Origin of the sequence: Burkholderia pyrrocinia (assembly GCF_001028665.1) — a bacterium.
Lineage (GTDB): Bacteria > Pseudomonadota > Gammaproteobacteria > Burkholderiales > Burkholderiaceae > Burkholderia > Burkholderia pyrrocinia.
The window spans coordinates 3,321,369-3,338,243 of the sequence record NZ_CP011503.1 but is presented as its reverse complement, the minus strand read 5'-3'; the positions used below and the strand labels follow the sequence as shown (position 1 = coordinate 3,338,243).

Annotated in this window: 12 protein-coding genes; 10 read left to right on the top strand and 2 right to left on the bottom strand. The window is 66.7% G+C overall.

Annotation, left to right across the window (positions count from 1 at the left end; translation table 11 throughout):
- Positions 1–91 precede the first annotated feature (91 nt).
- The 4 genes from ABD05_RS15180 (at position 92) to ABD05_RS15165 (ending at position 5,494) form a co-directional block, all read left to right on the top strand.
- A complete protein-coding gene (locus tag ABD05_RS15180; RefSeq protein WP_047900832.1) occupies positions 92–1,240 on the top strand; it encodes an ATP phosphoribosyltransferase regulatory subunit in 1,149 nt (382 codons plus the stop codon).
- A 113-nt stretch (positions 1,241–1,353) separates the two neighbouring features.
- The gene (locus tag ABD05_RS15175; protein ID WP_047900831.1) at positions 1,354–2,700 is read left to right on the top strand and encodes an adenylosuccinate synthase; all 1,347 of its coding nucleotides are present in this window, start codon (positions 1,354–1,356) and stop codon (positions 2,698–2,700) included.
- 6 nt (positions 2,701–2,706) lie between these two features.
- Positions 2,707–3,303, top strand: a complete 597-nt coding sequence (locus ABD05_RS15170; RefSeq protein ID WP_047900830.1) for a phosphoribosyltransferase — start codon at positions 2,707–2,709, stop codon at positions 3,301–3,303.
- 274 nt (positions 3,304–3,577) lie between these two features.
- On the top strand, positions 3,578–5,494 hold the full coding sequence (locus tag ABD05_RS15165; protein WP_047900829.1) for a potassium transporter Kup: 1,917 nt from the start codon (positions 3,578–3,580) through the stop codon (positions 5,492–5,494).
- A gap of 263 nt (positions 5,495–5,757) precedes the next feature.
- Here the strand turns inward: ABD05_RS15165 and ABD05_RS15160 are convergent, their stop codons facing one another.
- Positions 5,758–8,082 carry a Tex family protein gene (locus ABD05_RS15160; RefSeq protein WP_047900828.1) on the bottom strand — a complete coding sequence of 775 codons (2,325 nt, stop codon included), beginning with the start codon at positions 8,080–8,082 and terminating at the stop codon, positions 5,758–5,760.
- Positions 8,083–8,242: 160 nt separating this feature from the next.
- Between ABD05_RS15160 and ABD05_RS15155 the strand changes: the two genes are divergently transcribed.
- The 3 genes from ABD05_RS15155 to ABD05_RS15145 all read left to right on the top strand — a co-directional run bounded on the left by ABD05_RS15155 (position 8,243) and on the right by ABD05_RS15145 (position 11,589).
- A complete protein-coding gene (locus tag ABD05_RS15155) occupies positions 8,243–8,992 on the top strand; it encodes a hypothetical protein (RefSeq protein ID WP_047900827.1) in 750 nt (249 codons plus the stop codon).
- Positions 8,993–9,068: 76 nt separating this feature from the next.
- Entirely contained in the window at positions 9,069–9,284 is a 216-nt protein-coding gene (locus ABD05_RS15150) for a YdcH family protein (RefSeq protein ID WP_034181296.1), read from the top strand.
- A 55-nt stretch (positions 9,285–9,339) separates the two neighbouring features.
- Positions 9,340–11,589 (top strand): DNA repair helicase YoaA, encoded by a 2,250-nt coding sequence (locus ABD05_RS15145; RefSeq protein ID WP_047900826.1) that lies wholly within the window; start codon positions 9,340–9,342, stop codon positions 11,587–11,589.
- Between the two features lie 121 nt (positions 11,590–11,710).
- On the opposite strand, the gene ABD05_RS15140 is transcribed toward ABD05_RS15145, so the two are convergent.
- On the bottom strand, positions 11,711–12,535 hold the full coding sequence (locus ABD05_RS15140) for an outer membrane protein assembly factor BamD (RefSeq protein WP_011549700.1): 825 nt from the start codon (positions 12,533–12,535) through the stop codon (positions 11,711–11,713).
- A 41-nt stretch (positions 12,536–12,576) separates the two neighbouring features.
- On the opposite strand from ABD05_RS15140, the gene ABD05_RS15135 reads away from it, so the two are divergent.
- The 3 genes from ABD05_RS15135 to phaC all read left to right on the top strand — a co-directional run bounded on the left by ABD05_RS15135 (position 12,577) and on the right by phaC (position 16,857).
- Positions 12,577–13,785, top strand: coding sequence for an RluA family pseudouridine synthase (locus tag ABD05_RS15135; protein ID WP_047900825.1), 1,209 nt, complete (start codon positions 12,577–12,579; stop codon positions 13,783–13,785).
- A gap of 6 nt (positions 13,786–13,791) precedes the next feature.
- The gene (gene pgeF, locus ABD05_RS15130) at positions 13,792–14,631 is read left to right on the top strand and encodes a peptidoglycan editing factor PgeF (RefSeq protein WP_047901241.1); all 840 of its coding nucleotides are present in this window, start codon (positions 13,792–13,794) and stop codon (positions 14,629–14,631) included.
- A 360-nt stretch (positions 14,632–14,991) separates the two neighbouring features.
- Complete coding sequence (phaC, locus tag ABD05_RS15125) at positions 14,992–16,857, top strand: class I poly(R)-hydroxyalkanoic acid synthase (protein WP_047900824.1); 1,866 nt, start codon at positions 14,992–14,994, stop codon at positions 16,855–16,857.
- Positions 16,858–16,875 lie beyond the last annotated feature (18 nt).

Genomic DNA, 16,875 nt, shown 5'->3' with positions numbered 1-16,875 from the left:
GCATCCGCCGTTCGTCCCGCCCGATTTCGAATTTCCGATTCACATCGCGGCGCGCGTGTCGCGCGCTGTTTCCCGTCGTAGGACCGTACCGATGTCGACCTGGTTACTTCCCGAGAATATCGCCGACGTACTGCCGTCGGAAGCGCGCAAGATCGAGGAGCTGCGCCGCAGGCTGCTCGACCGCTTCCGTTCGTACGGCTACGAAATGGTGATGCCGCCGCTGCTCGAGTATCTCGAGTCGCTGCTGACGAGCGGCGGCGCCGATCTGCGCCTGCGCACCTTCAAGCTGGTCGACCAGCTGTCGGGCCGTACGCTCGGCCTGCGCGCGGACATCACGCCGCAGGTCGCGCGGATTGACGCGCACCTGTTGAACCGTCAGGGCGTGACGCGCCTCTGCTATGCGGGCCACGTGATGCATACGCGCCCGCGCGGCCTGCACGCGACGCGCGAGCAGATCCAGATCGGCGCCGAAATCTACGGGCACGCCGGGCTGGAAGCCGATCTCGAGATCCAGCAACTGATGCTCGACGCGCTGCATCTCGCGGGCCTGTCGCGTATCCGTCTCGACCTCGGCCACGCGGGTGTGCTCGCGGCGCTGCTGGCGCGCGACGCACAGGCTGCCGAGCGCGGCGAGTCGCTGTACGACGCGCTGTCGGGCAAGGACGTGCCGTTGCTGAACGAGCTGACCGACGATCTCGGCGCCGATACGCGCGCGGCGCTGCGCGCGTTGCCGAACCTTTACGGCGACGCGAGCGTGCTCGCCGAGGCGCGCGCACGATTGCCGGTGTTGCCCGAAATCACGCGGGCGCTCGATGATCTGGCGCAGCTCGCCGCACAGGCGAAGGGCGCCGAAGTGGCGATCGACCTCGCCGACCTGCGCGGCTACGCGTACCACAGCGGTGCGATGTTCAGCGCCTACATCGACGGCGTGCCGAACGCGATCGCGCGCGGCGGCCGCTACGACCACGTGGGCCAGGCGTATGGTCGCGCCCGTCCGGCCACGGGCTTCTCGCTCGACCTGCGCGAGCTCGCGCGGATTTCGCCGGTCGAGGCGCGCGGCACCGCGATTCTCGCGCCGTGGGCGCAGGACGACGCGCTGGGCGCGGCCGTCGCGGCGCTGCGCGATGCGGGCGAGGTCGTGATCCAGGCGCTGCCCGGCCACGACCACGTGCTCGACGAGTTCGCATGCGACCGTTCGCTCGTCGAGCGCAACGGCGCATGGGTGGTCGAACCCCGATAATCAGGCGTTCGCGGGCCGTGCTTCGGCGTGCATATCGTTGAAGCGAAACGGAAAAATTCGGAATCGCCCGCGAACATAGGTAGAATACGTTTTTAACCAGCTAACGAATCAACATGTCTGCCAGCGCAGTGAACGTGACTCCCGGGCGCAATGTCGTCGTCGTGGGAACTCAATGGGGTGATGAAGGCAAGGGCAAGATCGTCGACTGGCTGACGGACCACGCTCAGGGCGTCGTGCGTTTCCAGGGCGGCCACAACGCCGGCCACACCCTCATCATCGGCGGCAAGAAAACGATCTTGCGCCTCATTCCGTCGGGCATCATGCGTGAAGGCGTCGCCTGCTACATCGGCAACGGCGTCGTCCTGTCCCCCGAAGCACTGTTCAAGGAAATCGGCGAGCTCGAAGAAGCCGGCGTGAACGTGCGCGACCGTCTGTTCATTTCCGAAGCCGCGACGCTGATCCTGCCGTACCACATCGCGATCGACCAGGCGCGCGAAGCGCGCAAGGGCGCGGGCAAGATCGGCACGACGGGCCGCGGCATCGGCCCCGCGTACGAAGACAAGGTCGGCCGCCGCGCGCTGCGCGTGCAGGACCTGTTCGACGCGAAGACCTTCGCCGACCGCCTGCGCGAAAACCTCGATTTCCACAACTTCGTGCTGACCCAGTACCTGGGTGGCGCGGCCGTCGATTTCCAGGCCACGCTCGACACGATGCTCGGCTATGCCGACCGCCTGAAGCCGATGGTGGCCGACGTGTCGCGCCGCCTGTACGACGCGAACAACGCGGGCCAGAACCTGCTGTTCGAAGGCGCGCAAGGCACGCTGCTCGACATCGATCACGGCACCTATCCGTTCGTCACGTCGAGCAACTGCGTCGCGGGTGCGGCGTCGGCCGGCGCGGGCGTCGGTCCGCAGAAGCTCAACTACATCCTCGGCATCACGAAGGCGTATTGCACGCGCGTCGGTTCGGGTCCGTTCCCGAGCGAACTGTACGATGCGGACAATCCGCAGCGCCAGGACCAGGTCGGCGTCACGCTCGCGAACGTCGGCAAGGAATTCGGTTCGGTCACCGGCCGTCCGCGCCGCACGGGCTGGCTCGATGCGGCCGCGCTGCGCCGTTCGATCCAGATCAACGGCGTGTCGGGCCTGTGCATGACGAAGCTCGACGTGCTCGACGGCCTCGACGAGGTCAAGCTGTGCGTCGGCTACAAGATCGACGGCAAGGATGTGGACATCCTGCCGCGTGGCGCAGCCGATGTGGCGCGTTGCGAGCCCGTGTACGAAACGTTCTCCGGCTGGAAGGAAAGCACGGTCGGCATCAAGACGTGGGACGCACTGCCGGCCAACGCGCAGGCTTACCTGACCCGCGTCCAGGAAGTGGCTGGCGTGCCGGTCGACATGGTGTCGACGGGCCCGGACCGCGACGAAACGATCCTGCTCCGCCATCCGTTCAAGGTGTAACCCGAGATGACGCAGCAAATCACGATGACGGCGGCAGACTTGATGACCGATCCGCGCAACGACGACAAGAACCTGTGGGTGGGCTGGGACGAGTATCACCGTCTGATCGAGCTGCTCGCGCTCCACGTGCACGCATCGGGCTGGAAGTTCGACCAGATCCTGTGCCTCGCGCGCGGTGGCCTGCGCGTCGGCGATCAGCTGTCGCGCATCTATGACGTGCCGCTCGCGATCCTTGCGACGAGTTCGTACCGGGAAGCGGCCGGCACCGAGCAGGGCGACCTCGATATCGCGCAGTACATCACGATGACGCGCGGCAACCTCGCGGGCAACGTGCTGCTGGTCGACGATCTCGTCGATTCGGGCGTCACGCTCGCGCGCGTGCAGGAGCACCTGAAGGAGCGCTATCCGGCCGTGACGGCCGTGCGTTCGGCCGTGCTCTGGTACAAGGGTTGCTCGAAGGTCAAGCCGGACTATCACACGCAGTATCTGCCGACGAATCCGTGGATTCATCAGCCGTTCGAGGAGTGGGACACGGTTCGTCCGCACAACCTCGAGGCGTGGATCAAGCGCGGTCGCGCGCAGCGCGACGGTTCGGGCGCGTAAGCGGCCGGCCGATCGAAGGAAAGCCTTGTACGGCGCCGTTTGCGGCGCCGTTTTTCATTGCGGCACCGTTTGCGCGACGCGGCGTGCCCTGCGTATCCGGTAGGCAGACGGCGCCGCCCCGGCTATGATGGCAGCCCTGCCACAGCTCGCGCCGGATTGCATGCGCAGCGTGGATCACGTGGTTTCACGGCAACAGAGCAGGGCGGCGTTTCACGGGGGCGCGAGTAGAATAGCGCTCGTTTTGTCCGACCCGGACCCGATTATTACGCTTCATATGAACGACACGATCCACGCGACCGACGCAGCACACGCGCCGCACTCGACGCACCAACACTCGATGCGGGCGCTAGCGATAGCAGCCATCGGCGTCGTGTTCGGCGACATCGGCACCAGCCCGCTGTATTCGCTCAAGGAGGCGTTCAGTCCGGCGCACGGCATCCCGCTCACCGAAGGCTCGATTCTCGGCGTGATCTCGCTGCTGTTCTGGGCAATCATCCTGGTGGTCGGCATCAAGTACCTGCTGTTCGTGATGCGGGCAGACAACAACGGCGAAGGCGGCGTGCTCGCGCTGATGGCGCTGTCGCTGCGGCCGCTCGACTCGAAAACCCGTGTCGCGGGCGCGCTGATGGCGCTCGGGATATTCGGCGCGTGCATGTTCTACGGGGACGCGGTGATCACGCCGGCGATCTCGGTGATGTCGGCAGTCGAAGGTCTCGAAATCGCGACGCCGCACCTGTCCCATCTCGTGATGCCGATCACGATCGTGATCCTGATCGCGCTGTTCTGGATCCAGCGCCACGGCACCGCGCTGGTCGGCAAGCTGTTTGGCCCGATCATGGTGCTGTGGTTCATCGTGATTGCCGCGCTCGGCGTGTACCACATCGTGCGCGTGCCGGGCATCATCGCGGCAATCAACCCGTATTACGCCGCGTCGTTCATGTCGGAGCACGTGCTGCAGGCCTACGTCGTGCTCGGCTCGGTCGTGCTGGTGCTGACCGGCGCGGAAGCGCTCTACGCGGACATGGGCCACTTCGGCGCGAAGCCGATCCGCCTCGCCGCATATGGGCTCGTGATGCCGTCGCTCGTGCTGAACTACTTCGGCCAGGGCGCGCTGCTGATCCAGAACCCGAAGGCGATCGAGAACCCGTTCTTCCTGCTGGCGCCCGAATGGGGGCTGCTGCCGCTCGTCGTGCTGTCGACGGTCGCGACCGTGATCGCGTCGCAGGCCGTGATCTCGGGGGCGTATTCGCTGACGTCGCAGGCGATCCAGCTCGGTTACGTGCCGCGCATGAAGGTGCTGCATACGTCCGACCTCGCGATCGGCCAGATCTACGTGCCGGTCGTGAACTGGTTGCTGCTGTTCGTGATCCTCTGCATCGTGGTCGGCTTCAAGAGCTCCGACAACCTCGCGGCCGCGTACGGCATCGCGGTGACGGCGACGATGGTGATCACGACCGTGCTTGCGGCCGTCGTGATGGTGAAGGTGTGGAACTGGAACCGCCTGCTGGTCGGCGCGATCATCGCCGTGTTCCTCGCGGTCGATCTCGGCTTCTTCGGCGCGAACCTGCTGAAGGTCGCGCAGGGCGGCTGGCTGCCGCTCGGCATCGGCGCGTTGCTGTTCTTCCTGCTGATGACCTGGTACAAGGGGCGCCACATCGTCAAGGAGCGCACGGCGGCCGACGGCATTCCGCTCGAGCCGTTCCTGCAGGGGCTGCTCGCGCATCCGCCGCATCGCGTGTCGGGCACCGCGATCTACCTGACCGGCAATGACAAGCTCGTGCCCGTCAGCCTGCTGCACAACCTGAAGCACAACAAGGTGCTGCACGAGCGGACCATTTTCCTGACGTTCGTCACACGCGACTTTCCTTACGTGCGCGACGACAAGCGCCTGAGCTCGCGCGATGCGGGTGGCGGACTGTACATCGTGAAGGCCGAATACGGTTTCAACGAGACGCCGGACGTGAAGGCCGTGCTCGAGGAATTCGGCCGCACGCACGACATGACGTTCGAGCTGATGGACACGTCGTTCTTCCTCGCGCGCGAAACGGTCGTGCCGACGCATCTGCCCGGGATGTCGATCTGGCGCGAGCGCGTGTTCGCGTGGATGCATCAGAACGCGGCGAAGCCGACCGACTTCTTCTCGATTCCGGCGAACCGTGTCGTCGAGCTCGGCACGAAGATCGAGATCTGACCGGGCGCGGCGCGCGGGCCTCCTGGCCGCGCGCCGCGTCTGTCGACCGTCTGGACGGGCCGCGATCGTTCGCATCGCCGGCCGTCACCGCAAAAGCAAACGCAGCCGCATCGCGCTGCGTGTTCCGCACAAGCCAAACCATCCAATCCGGTAGCCGACTGCGCGCGCAGGCGCCAGCGCGCGTCGAGCCGTGCGCGTTCGCGGCAGCAATGAAAAAGCCCGCCTTGCGGCGGGCTGTTCGTGCGTCGACGGCTTTCGCGCGCTCAGCGCTTCAGCTTCGCGAATGCCGCGGCCATTGCGCCGGCCGGTTCCGGTTCGCGTGAACGCGGCGGGCGTGCGGCGCCGCGTCCCGCGTTGCCGCGATCCTGGCCGCCGCGAGACGACATGCCGGGTGCTGCCGCATCGTCGTCGAGGCGCATCGTCAGCGCAATGCGCTGGCGCTTCACGTCGACGTCGATCACCTTCACCTTGACGACCTGGCCGGCCTTCACGACTTCGTGCGGGTCCTTGATGAACTTCGTCGACATCGCGGACACGTGGACGAGGCCGTCCTGGTGGACGCCGATATCCACGAATGCGCCGAACGCGGCGACGTTCGTCACGACCCCTTCCAGCGTCATGCCCGGCACGAGATCCGACACTTTCTCGACGCCATCGCGGAACGTCGCCGTCTTGAATTCCGGACGCGGATCGCGGCCCGGTTTCTCCAGTTCGGACAGGATGTCGCGCACGGTCGGCAGGCCGAAACGTTCGTCGACAAATTCCGCGGGGGACAGGCCTGACAGCGCTTCGCGGTTGCCGAGCACGTCGTCGATGCGTTTGTTGATCTTCGCGAGCATCCGCTCGACGACCGGATAGGCTTCCGGGTGAACCGACGAGCGGTCGAGCGGATTCTCGCCGCCGTTGATGCGCAGGAAGCCGGCGGCCTGTTCGAACGTCTTGTCGCCGAGGCGCGGCACCTTGCGCAGGTGCTCGCGCGACGGGAACGGGCCGTTCGCATCGCGGTAGTCGACGATGTTGCGCGCGAGCGTCGCGTTCAGGCCCGACACGCGTGCGAGCAGCGGGGCCGATGCCGTGTTCGCATCGACGCCGACCGCGTTCACGCAATCCTCGACGACCGCGTCGAGCGAGCGGGCCAGTTCGCGCTGGTTCACGTCGTGCTGGTACTGGCCGACGCCGATCGCCTTCGGCTCGATCTTCACGAGCTCGGCGAGCGGGTCCTGCAGGCGGCGCGCGATCGACACGGCGCCGCGCAGCGACACGTCCATTTCGGGGAATTCCTTCGCCGCGAGCTCGGACGCCGAGTAGACCGACGCACCGGCTTCCGACACGACGATCTTCTGCAGGCGCAGCTCGGGGTGTTTCGCGATCAGTTCGCTGGCGAGCTTGTCGGTTTCGCGCGACGCGGTGCCGTTGCCGATGCTGATCAGTTCGGCCTGCGTCTGCGCGGCGATGCGCGCGAGTTTCGCGATCGAGCCATCCCAGTCGCGGCGCGGCTCGTGCGGGTAGATCGTGTCGGTCGCGAGTACCTTGCCGGTGCGGTCGACGACCGCGACCTTCACGCCGGTGCGCAGGCCGGGGTCGAGACCGATCACGGCCTTCGGGCCGGCCGGTGCCGCGAGCAGCAGGTCGTTCAGGTTGCGCGCGAACACGCGGATCGCTTCGGCTTCGGCTGTCTCGCGCAGTTGCGTGAGCAGCTCGTTCTCGATATGCGGCTGCACCTTCACGCGCCAGCACCAGCGGCATACGTCGGACAGCCATTTGTCGGCCGGGCGGTTCTGGTTCGCAATGCTGAAATGGCGCGCGATCATCGCCTCGCCGGGATGCGGCACCTGTGCGTCGAGCTCTTCGCCGAGGCCGAGCTTGACCGTCAGCACGCCCGCGTTGCGGCCGCGGAACAGCGCGAGTGCGCGGTGCGACGGCACGGTCTTGATCGTTTCCGCGTAGTCGTAATAGTCGCGGAATTTCTCGCCTTCCTCGTTTTCCTTGCCCTCGACGACGGCCGACGACACGACGCCCTGGTTGTGCAGGTAGTCGCGCAGCTTGCCGAGCAGCTCGGCCGTCTCGCCGAACTGTTCGGACAGGATGTCGCGCGCGCCGTCGAGCGCGGCCTTCACGTCGGCGACGCCCTTGTCGGCGTCGACATACGCGGCCGCCTCGGCCTGCGGGTCGAGCAGCGGGTTCGCGAGCAGCGCGTGCGCGAGCGGCTCGAGGCCGGCTTCGCGGGCGATCTGCGCGCGCGTGCGGCGCTTCGGCTTGTACGGCAGATAAAGGTCTTCGAGCACCTGCTTGCTGTCGGCCGCCTCGATCGCGGAACGCAGTTCGTCGGTCAGCTTGCCCTGTTCGTCGATGCTCGACAGGATCGCCGCACGGCGATCCTCGAGCTCGCGCAGATACAGGAGGCGTTCCTCGAGCTGGCGCAATTGCGTGTCGTCGAGATTGCCGGTCACTTCCTTGCGGTACCGGGCAATGAACGGAACGGTCGAGCCTTCGTCGAGGAGTTGCACGGCCGCCGCGACCTGGCGCGGCTGGACGGACAGTTCGGTGGCGATGCGCTGTACGATCTTGAGTGCTACGGTTTCCGTCATGTCGTGGATGATCTGCCTGCTGAAATCGCGGCGCGGGCCGGCAGGCCCGGCGCGGCGGGCTGCATGGCGGGCCCGACGGGCCAGATGCCGCGGGTGGGTGAAGCGGGGCATTTTGCCATAAATGACGGAGCGTCCAGCCGGGGGTGATAGAATTTGACACATGTCCCGCAGCTTTCCTACGACGTTGCCAACTTCCCGCATTTCTCTCGTCGCGCTCGGCGCAGCGCTCGCCGCGGCTTTGTCCGCCGGGCCTTCCGGCGCGTTCGCGCAGGCCTCGGGCGCAACCGCGCCGGCCGCCTCCGCAGCCGCGCCCGTTACGTCCACAGCCGCACCGGATTTCGACGCCCGTCAAAAAGTGCTCAATCAACGCTCCGCGGAAAACGATTATCGTTATGCGGTGGCCGAGCACGATTGCTACAGCAAGTTTTTCGTCAATCACTGTCTCGGCAAGGCGCGCGACCAGATGCGCGACGAGCGCGCGAGCATCCGCCAGGAACAGCTCGCGCTCGACGACGAGCAGCGTGCGGTGCGCGCGCAGCAGCGCGACCAGCAGCAGGCGCTGAAGCAGGCGCAGAATGCGGCGGAAGCGCCGCAGCGCGCGGCGAACGACGCGGCGAACGCGGCTGCGTTCCGCGACAAGCAGGAGCAGAATGCACTGAAGCAGGCGCAGCGCGGCGCGGAAGGGCCGCAGCGCGCGGCGAGCAAGCAGGCATACGACCAGAAGCAGGCCGACTTCCAGCGCAAGCTCGACCAGGCGCACCAGCAGGCGGCGCAGAAGGCGCAGGAGCGGGCGGACAATGCCGCGCGCTACGGACAGAAGCAGAAGGAAGCCGCGCAGCACAAGGCCGATGTCGAGCGGCGCCAGCAGGAAGCGACAGAGAAGGCCAAGCAGCAACAGCAGGGGCAGTAACGTGTTGGATTGATCGGGATCAGTCTCGTGCGCGTCGGCACGCCAGTCGGCGCGCTGCTTCGATGAGGAGGCAAACATGCAAAACCGTCTCACGGAACAGCAGCAGGAATTGCACAACCGTTTGGCTGCATTGCAGGAGCAGCACCAGCAGCTTGCTCGGGAGATCGAGCTGAAGGAAGGACACTCCGACATCGACGACATCACGCTGCACCGGCTGAAGAAGGAAAAGCTGGCAGCCAAGGACAAAATCATCTTGCTGCAATCGCAGCTGGAACCGGATAAGCGCGCCTGAGCGCGGCCTGGCAAGCGCCGGCGCCGCACGGGCGCTGGACACAGGAACGCTTGCCTTGAATTCACCGCTTGAAGCCACCCCCGATGCCCGGCGAGACACATCGTCCGCCGGGCGCGTTCGTGCGCCCGAAGGCACCTTCGAGCTGAGCCGCAAGCGCGTCGACGAGCTCGACACGATCTTCGGCGAAGGCGGATTGCTGGCGCGCGCGCTCGACGGCTATCGGCCGCGTACGTCGCAGATCGAAATGGCGCGTGCGGTCGCGTCCGCGATGGAAGCGTCCGCGCGCCGGATGCCCGAGCCCGAGATCTTCGAGACCCGCAAGCGGCCGGCGCGCCGCCTCGGCGACGGCGACAAGACGGCCGAACCGGGTGCGGACGCTGCTGCTGCGGCCGAATCCGATAACGACGCAGGCGACAACACGCTGATCGTCGAAGCCGGCACGGGTACCGGCAAGACCTATGCGTATCTCGTGCCCGCGATGCTGTGGGGCGGCAAGGTGATCGTGTCGACCGGCACGAAGCACCTGCAGGACCAGTTGTTCCAGCGCGACATCCCGACCGTGCGCAACGCGCTCGCGGTGCCGGTGACGGTCGCGATGCTCAAGGGCCGCGCAAACTACCTGTGCCACTACTACCTGCAACGCACGGCCGACAACGGCCGCTTGCCGTCGCGGCAGGACACGGCCTACCTGCAGGAAATCGTCCGTTTCGCGAAGATCACGAAGAGCGGCGACAAGGCCGAACTCGCGAGCGTGCCGGAAACGGCGCCCGTGTGGTCGATGGTCACGTCGACGCGCGACAACTGCCTCGGCCAGGAATGCCCGCATTACAAGGAATGCTTCGTGATGCAGGCGCGGCGCGAGGCGCAGCAGGCCGACGTCGTCGTCGTCAATCACCACCTGTTCTTCGCGGACATCATGCTGCGCGACACGGGAATGGCCGAGTTGCTGCCGAACGCGAACACGGTCATCTTCGACGAAGCGCACCAGCTGCCGGAGACGGCGACGCTGTTCTTCGGCGAGACGCTGTCGACGACGCAGATTCTCGAACTCGCGCGCGACACGGTGGCCGAAGGCCTGAGCCATGCGCGCGACGCGGTCGAGTGGGTGAAGCTCGGCGGCGATCTCGAACGCGCGGCACGCGACCTGCGCCTCGCGTTCGCGAACGACCAGATTGTCCGCATGTCGCTCGCCCAGCTCGGCGACGATCACCCGATGTTCGGTGCGCTCGACGCGCTCGAGGCAGCGCTTGACGCGCTCGCGTCGGCACTCGCGAGCCAGGCCGAGCGGGCGGAATCGCTCGGCGCGTGCCTGCGGCGCGCACGCGAGTTGCAGGATCTGCTGGCCGGCTGGGTCGCGCCCGGCGCGGCGGAAGCGGCCGCGAAGGCCGACGCGGCGGCAGCCGGCGACAAGGCGGCGTCCGACGGCGATCCGAACGAGAAGGTGCGCTGGGTCGAGGTGTTCGCGCATACCGTGCAGTTGCACGAAACGCCGCTGTCGGTTGCGCCGATCTTTGCGAAACAGCGCGCAGGCGTGCCGCGTGCATGGGTGTTCACGTCGGCCACGTTGTCGGTGCGCGGCGATTTCACGCACTACGCGGCACAGATGGGCCTCAGCTCGCGTCGCTCGATGACGCTCGCAAGCCCGTTCGACTACCAGTCGCAGGGGTTGCTGTACGTGCCGCGCAACCTGCCGCAGCCGTCTTCGCCGGCGTTTACCGATGCCGTCTTCGATGCCGCGCTGCCGGCGATCGAGGCGTCCGGCGGCGGCGTGTTCATGCTGTGCACGACGTTGCGCGCGGTCGACCGGATCGCGTCGAAGCTGCGCGACGTGATCGAGTCGCGCGGCTGGAATACGCCGCTGCTCGTGCAGGGCGATGCGAGCCGCACCGAGCTGCTCGATCGCTTCCGCGCGTACGGCAATGCGATCCTGGTCGGGAGCCAGAGTTTCTGGGAAGGCGTCGACGTGCGCGGCGACGCGCTGTCGCTCGTCGTGATCGACAAGCTGCCGTTCGCGCCGCCGGACGATCCGGTGCTGGCCGCGCGGCTCGACGCGCTGACGAAGAAGGGCCTGAGCCCGTTCGCCGTGCACCAGTTGCCGCAGGCCGTGATCACGCTGAAGCAGGGCGCGGGCCGGCTGATTCGCGCGGAGACCGATCGCGGCGTGCTGATGATCTGCGACACGCGGCTCGTCGACAAGCCTTACGGGCGCCGGATCTGGCAGAGCCTGCCGCCGTTCAAGCGGACCCGCGAGATCGCGGTCGTCCAGGACTTCTTCGACGAGCACCGCTCGGAAAAACGCACGTGACGGCATGCGCGGCGGCTGCCGCGCGCCTGCACCTGTGCCGCCGGCATGCGGTGCCAACAAAAAACCCGGCTCGATGGCCGGGTTTTTTGTTTGTGCAACGGGTGTTGCGTCGCGCAGTGCTTTAGAACTGCCACCACGACTTCTTCGCGCCGGGGCGCGAGTGGCCCGTCACGTACGGGCTGTCGGGAAACGTGCCCGCGAGCACGCGCTTCGTGTCCTCGGCGAGTTCCGGCTGGTTCAGCTTGCCGTACGACAGGATCATGATGTGCAGCGCGTCCTCGATCGCCGGCGCACCCTTGTAGTCCTTGATCGCGAGCTGCGCGCGGTTGATGGCCGCGACATACGCACCGCGCCGGTAGTAGTAGTCGGCCGCGTGCACTTCGTGCGACGCGAGCGCGTTGACGATGTAGCGCATCCGCGCGGCCGCGTCGGGCGCGTACTTGCTCTTCGGGAAGCGGTCGACGACGACCTTGAACGCATCGTACGATTCGCGCAGTGCCTGCGGATCGCGTTCGCTCATGTCCTGGCCGGAGAAGCGGCCGAACAGGCCGAGATCGTCGTTGAAGTGGATCATCCCCTTCAGGTAGTACGCGTACGGGATATCCGGATGATCCGGGTGGAGCTGGATGAAGCGGTCGACGGCCTGGTCGGCGGCTGCCGCTTCGTTGTCCTTCCAGTTGCAGTATGCAACGTTGATCTGTGCCTGTTGCGCGAAATGGCCGAACGGATCGCGACCTTGCAGCGATTCGAAATATTTCGCGCACTTGCCCCAGTCGCCGCCGGACAGTGCATCCTGGGCCTCTGAGTATAATTTGTTGTTCGACCAGGTAGCCGTCTCGTCCTGCTTCTGCGGCAAGCCGTGGCAGCCGGCGATGAGGGCCGCGGCCGCTACCGCCGCAGCTCGGGCGGCGACGGTTCTGGCCGTACGTTTGGTCGAATTCATCATGCTCGCATGTCCTAGCTTCAAGTCTCGGTGACCCAGTCTAAATGACCCGTTCAAGTTCGCAGAATGCCCAGCCGGGCACACCAAATCGCGAAGATTATAGCCCAAGCGGTCGGCCCGCCGACGCTGCCTCGGGGGATTCCCTCGATGACGATCTGACCGGCGACGCATTGCAACCGCCCGCGGTGCCGTCCGCGGCGGGCGATGACGCGCCGCGCGTCGTCGAAGTGCCGCTGTCGCTCGCGGGCGAACGCCTCGACAAGGCGCTCGCCCAGCTGTTCCCCGAATTCTCCCGCAGCCGCCTGCAGAGCTGGATCGAGGCGCAGCGCGTGCTGGTCGACGGCGCGCCCGCGAAGATCCGCCAGCCGGTGCCGCTCGGCGCAAAGATCGAGCTCGTACCCGACCTGCTTCCCGAGCAGCTCGCGTTCACGCCGGAGCCCGTGCCGCTCGACGTCATCTACGAGGACGACGCGCTCGTCGTCATCAACAAGCCGGCCGGCGTCGTCGTGCACCCGGCGGCCGGCAACTGGAGCGGCACGATCCTGAACGGGCTGCTGCATCGCTACGGCGACGCGGCGGCCGGCCTGCCGCGTGCAGGGATCGTCCACCGGCTCGACAAGGAGACCTCCGGCCTGATGGTGGTGGCGCGCACGCTGGCCGCGCAGACCGACCTCGTGCGCCAGTTGCAGGCCCGCACGGTGAAGCGCCGCTATTTCGCGCTCGTGTGGGGCACGATGCCCGAGGAAGGCACGATCGATGCGCCGATCGGCCGCGATCCGCGCGAGCGTACGCGCATGGCCGTCGTCACGGGCGCGTCGGGCAAGCCCGCGCGCACGCATTTCCGCACGGTTGACACATGCGTGTGGCAACGTCAGCCGGTTTCGGCGATCCAGTGCGACCTCGAAACCGGCCGCACGCACCAGATCCGCGTGCACTGCTCGCACGCCGGGCACCCGCTGCTCGGCGATCCCGTCTACGGGCGCGCGCGCGGCAAGCGCTCGGTCGCGCCGCTGCCGGACGGGTTCGCGCGACAGGCGCTGCATGCATGGCGGCTCGGCCTCGTGCATCCGGTCACGGGCAAGGCGATGCAGTGGCGCTGCCCGCTGCCGGACGACATGAACGCACTCGTCGCGGCGCTCGGCTTCGGGCAGGGCGACGAGGAATTCGACGACGACGACGGTGTCTACGACGATGACGATTTCGGCGGCGAGTATCACGACGATGAGCCGTACCTGGACGATGAGGAGGAGTGAGTGCCGATGACGAACCTGGCGCCGTTGACGTGGCAGGACTGCGTGCAGCCCGACTGGCAGGTGTCGCCGCGCGTGCGTGCGCTGATCACGACGCGCGACGGCGGTGTGAGCGAAGGCCCGTACGGGCGCTGGCAGGATGGTGCGGCGTTGGCAGGCGGGATGAATCTCGGCCTGCATACCGGTGACGATCCCGGCCATGTCGCCGGGAATCGCGCGCGCTTGCTCGCGCTGGCAGGCCAGTCGAGCGCGGCATGGCTCGAGCAGGTTCACGGCGCGCAGATCGTGCGCGCCGACGAGGTGATCGCGGCGGCGCCCGCGGCCGCGGCGCCGGTGAAGGCGGACGCGAGCGTCACGGACCGGGCGGGTGCCGTCTGCGTCGTGATGGTGGCCGATTGCCTGCCCGTGCTGCTGTGCGATGCACAGGGCCGGGCGGTCGGTGCCGCGCATGCGGGCTGGCGCGGGCTCGCGGCCGGCATCGTCGAGCAGACCGCGGCGCGCGTCGCGGCGCTGGCGGGCGGCGCGACGGACACGCTTCATGCGTACCTCGGGCCGGCGATCGGCCCGCAGGCGTTCGAAGTCGGCGCCGACGTGCGCGACGCGTTTCTCGACACGGCCCCGCAGTCAGAGCATGATGAAACCCGTCATGCGTTCGTCGCGATCGACGGCACGCCCGGCAAGTTTCTTGCCGATCTCTATGCGCTCGCGCGCCTGCGCCTCGCGCGTGCGGGCGTGGCGAACGTGAGCGGCGGAACGGCCTGTACGTTCGCCGAACAAGCGCGCTTCTATTCGTACCGGCGCGACCGGGTGACGGGCCGCATGGCGGCGGCGATCTGGCTGGCGGATTGACGGCATGCGCATGCGCGCATGGTTTTGTTGCGCCGCGAAATCGGGTATCTCGATATTTAGGCGGCAATACGGCGTTGCATGCGCAGTTGAATGAAAAATCCCGAAGTCAAGTCGATCAGAATATTTTATGTTTCGCCGGAACCCTTGTCCCGTCTGTTGCGCACGGATTATCTCCGTGCAGAAATGTTCAGCGGTTTGACATGGCGCTTCACATGGGGAAAACGATAATGATAAAAATACCGCACTGCGGCAGAATCTGGAGACGCCTCTCCAGAGCATGACGGCCCGGCTCGCAGCCGGCACGCCGCGCGCGAGCAGGATTTCACGATAGACGCTCACGAATCACCGGTAAGGCAGGTAATGACAGCATCGAAAAATTCGTCGACGTCCGCTCAGGCGGGCACTTCCGCAGGCAGCACCGGCTTCGATCCGGTTGCCCAGCCGATGCAGCAGATGTTCGAATCGTGGTTGAACGCGTGGCGCGGTTTTGCAGATCCGGCGCGCGCCGCGACTGCGTCGGCCACCGTCAATCCGTTCGCGACATTCCAGTTCCCGACTTCGTTTCCGTTCCAGGTGCCGTCGATGCCCGATCTGGGCAGCATGGCGTCGCCGTTCGCGGGGCTGAAGCTGCCGGTTGCCGCGATTCCGCCCGAACGGTTGCAGACGCTGCAGGCCGACTACGCGCGCGATTGCATGGCGCTGATGCAGCAAGCGGCCGCCGCGAAGCTCGAGTCGCCCGAACTGAAGGACCGCCGTTTCAGCGGCGATGCGTGGAAGGCGTCGCCGGCGCATGCGTTCGCGGCTGCCTGGTATCTGCTCAACGCACGCTACCTGCAGGAACTGGCCGACGCGCTTCAGACCGATCCGAAGACGCGCGAGCGCATCCGTTTCACGGTCCAGCAATGGACGGCCGCCGCCGCACCGAGCAACTTCCTCGCACTCAATCCCGACGCGCAGAAATCGATTCTCGAGACGCAGGGCGAAAGCCTGCGGCAGGGGATGATGAACCTGCTCGGCGACTTGCAGCGCGGCAAGATTTCGCAGACCGACGAATCGCAGTTCGTGGTCGGCAAGAACCTCGGGTGTACTGAAGGCGCGGTCGTCTACGAGAACGACCTGATCCAGTTGATCCAGTACGCGCCGAAGACGGACAAGGTGTTCGAGCGGCCGCTGCTGATCGTGCCGCCGTGCATCAACAAGTTCTACATCCTCGACCTGCAGCCCGAGAATTCGCTCGTCGCGCACGCGCTGTCGAACGGCCATCAGGTGTTCCTCGTGTCGTGGCGCAATGCGGATGCATCGGTCGCGCACAAGACGTGGGACGACTACATGAACGAAGGGCTGCTCGCGGCGATCGATGCCGTGCAGCAGGTCAGCGGCCGCGAACAGATCAACACGCTCGGCTTCTGCGTCGGCGGCACGATGCTCGCGACCGCGCTGGCGGTGCTCGCCGCGCGCGGCGAACATCCGGCCGCGTCGATGACGCTGCTGACCGCGATGCTCGACTTCACCGACACCGGCATTCTCGACGTGTTCGTCGACGAGGCGCACGTGCAGATGCGCGAGCAGACCATCGGCGGCAAGAACGGCACGCAACCGGGGCTGATGCGCGGCGTCGAGTTCGCGAACACGTTCTCGTTCCTGCGGCCGAACGACCTCGTGTGGAACTACGTCGTCGACAACTACCTGAAGGGCCGCACGCCGGCGCCGTTCGACCTGCTGTACTGGAACAGCGATTCGACCAGCCTGCCGGGCCCGATGTACGCGTGGTACCTGCGCAATACCTATCTCGAGAACAAGCTTCGCGAGCCGGGCGCGCTGACCGTGTGCGGCGAATCCGTCGACCTGTCGCTGGTCGACGTGCCGACCTTCATCTATGGCTCGCGCGAGGATCATATCGTGCCGTGGCAGACGGCCTACGCGTCGACGTCGATCCTGTCGGGCCCGCTGAAGTTCGTGCTCGGCGCGTCGGGTCACATTGCGGGCGTGATCAATCCGCCGGCGAAGAAGAAGCGCAGCTACTGGGTCAACGACAGCGACCTGCCCGAAGCCGCGGACGACTGGTTCGCCGGTGCGACCGAGCAGCCGGGAAGCTGGTGGACGACGTGGGTCGAATGGCTCGACCAGTACGGCGGCCGTAAGGTGGCGCCGCCCGCCAAGCCCGGTTCCGCGCAGTTCCCGGTGATCGAGCCGGCGCCGGGCCGCTACGTGTTGCAGCGCGATTGACGAAAACCGGACAGCGGC

Excerpts from the sequence above, each read along its gene's own strand:
- ABD05_RS15160 (WP_047900828.1), bottom strand. The coding sequence starts at position 8,082 with ATGACGGAAACCGTAGCACTCAAGATCGTACAGCGCATCGCCACCGAA.
- ABD05_RS15140 (WP_011549700.1), bottom strand. The coding sequence starts at position 12,535 with ATGATGAATTCGACCAAACGTACGGCCAGAACCGTCGCCGCCCGAGCT.
- ABD05_RS15155 (WP_047900827.1), top strand. The coding sequence starts at position 8,243 with ATGTCCCGCAGCTTTCCTACGACGTTGCCAACTTCCCGCATTTCTCTC.
- phaC (WP_047900824.1), top strand. The coding sequence starts at position 14,992 with ATGACAGCATCGAAAAATTCGTCGACGTCCGCTCAGGCGGGCACTTCC.
- ABD05_RS15150 (WP_034181296.1), top strand. The coding sequence starts at position 9,069 with ATGCAAAACCGTCTCACGGAACAGCAGCAGGAATTGCACAACCGTTTG.
- ABD05_RS15175 (WP_047900831.1), top strand. The coding sequence starts at position 1,354 with ATGTCTGCCAGCGCAGTGAACGTGACTCCCGGGCGCAATGTCGTCGTC.
- ABD05_RS15165 (WP_047900829.1), top strand. The coding sequence starts at position 3,578 with ATGAACGACACGATCCACGCGACCGACGCAGCACACGCGCCGCACTCG.
- ABD05_RS15180 (WP_047900832.1), top strand. The coding sequence starts at position 92 with ATGTCGACCTGGTTACTTCCCGAGAATATCGCCGACGTACTGCCGTCG.
- pgeF (WP_047901241.1), top strand. The coding sequence starts at position 13,792 with ATGACGAACCTGGCGCCGTTGACGTGGCAGGACTGCGTGCAGCCCGAC.
- ABD05_RS15170 (WP_047900830.1), top strand. The coding sequence starts at position 2,707 with ATGACGCAGCAAATCACGATGACGGCGGCAGACTTGATGACCGATCCG.
- ABD05_RS15135 (WP_047900825.1), top strand. The coding sequence starts at position 12,577 with ATGACCCGTTCAAGTTCGCAGAATGCCCAGCCGGGCACACCAAATCGC.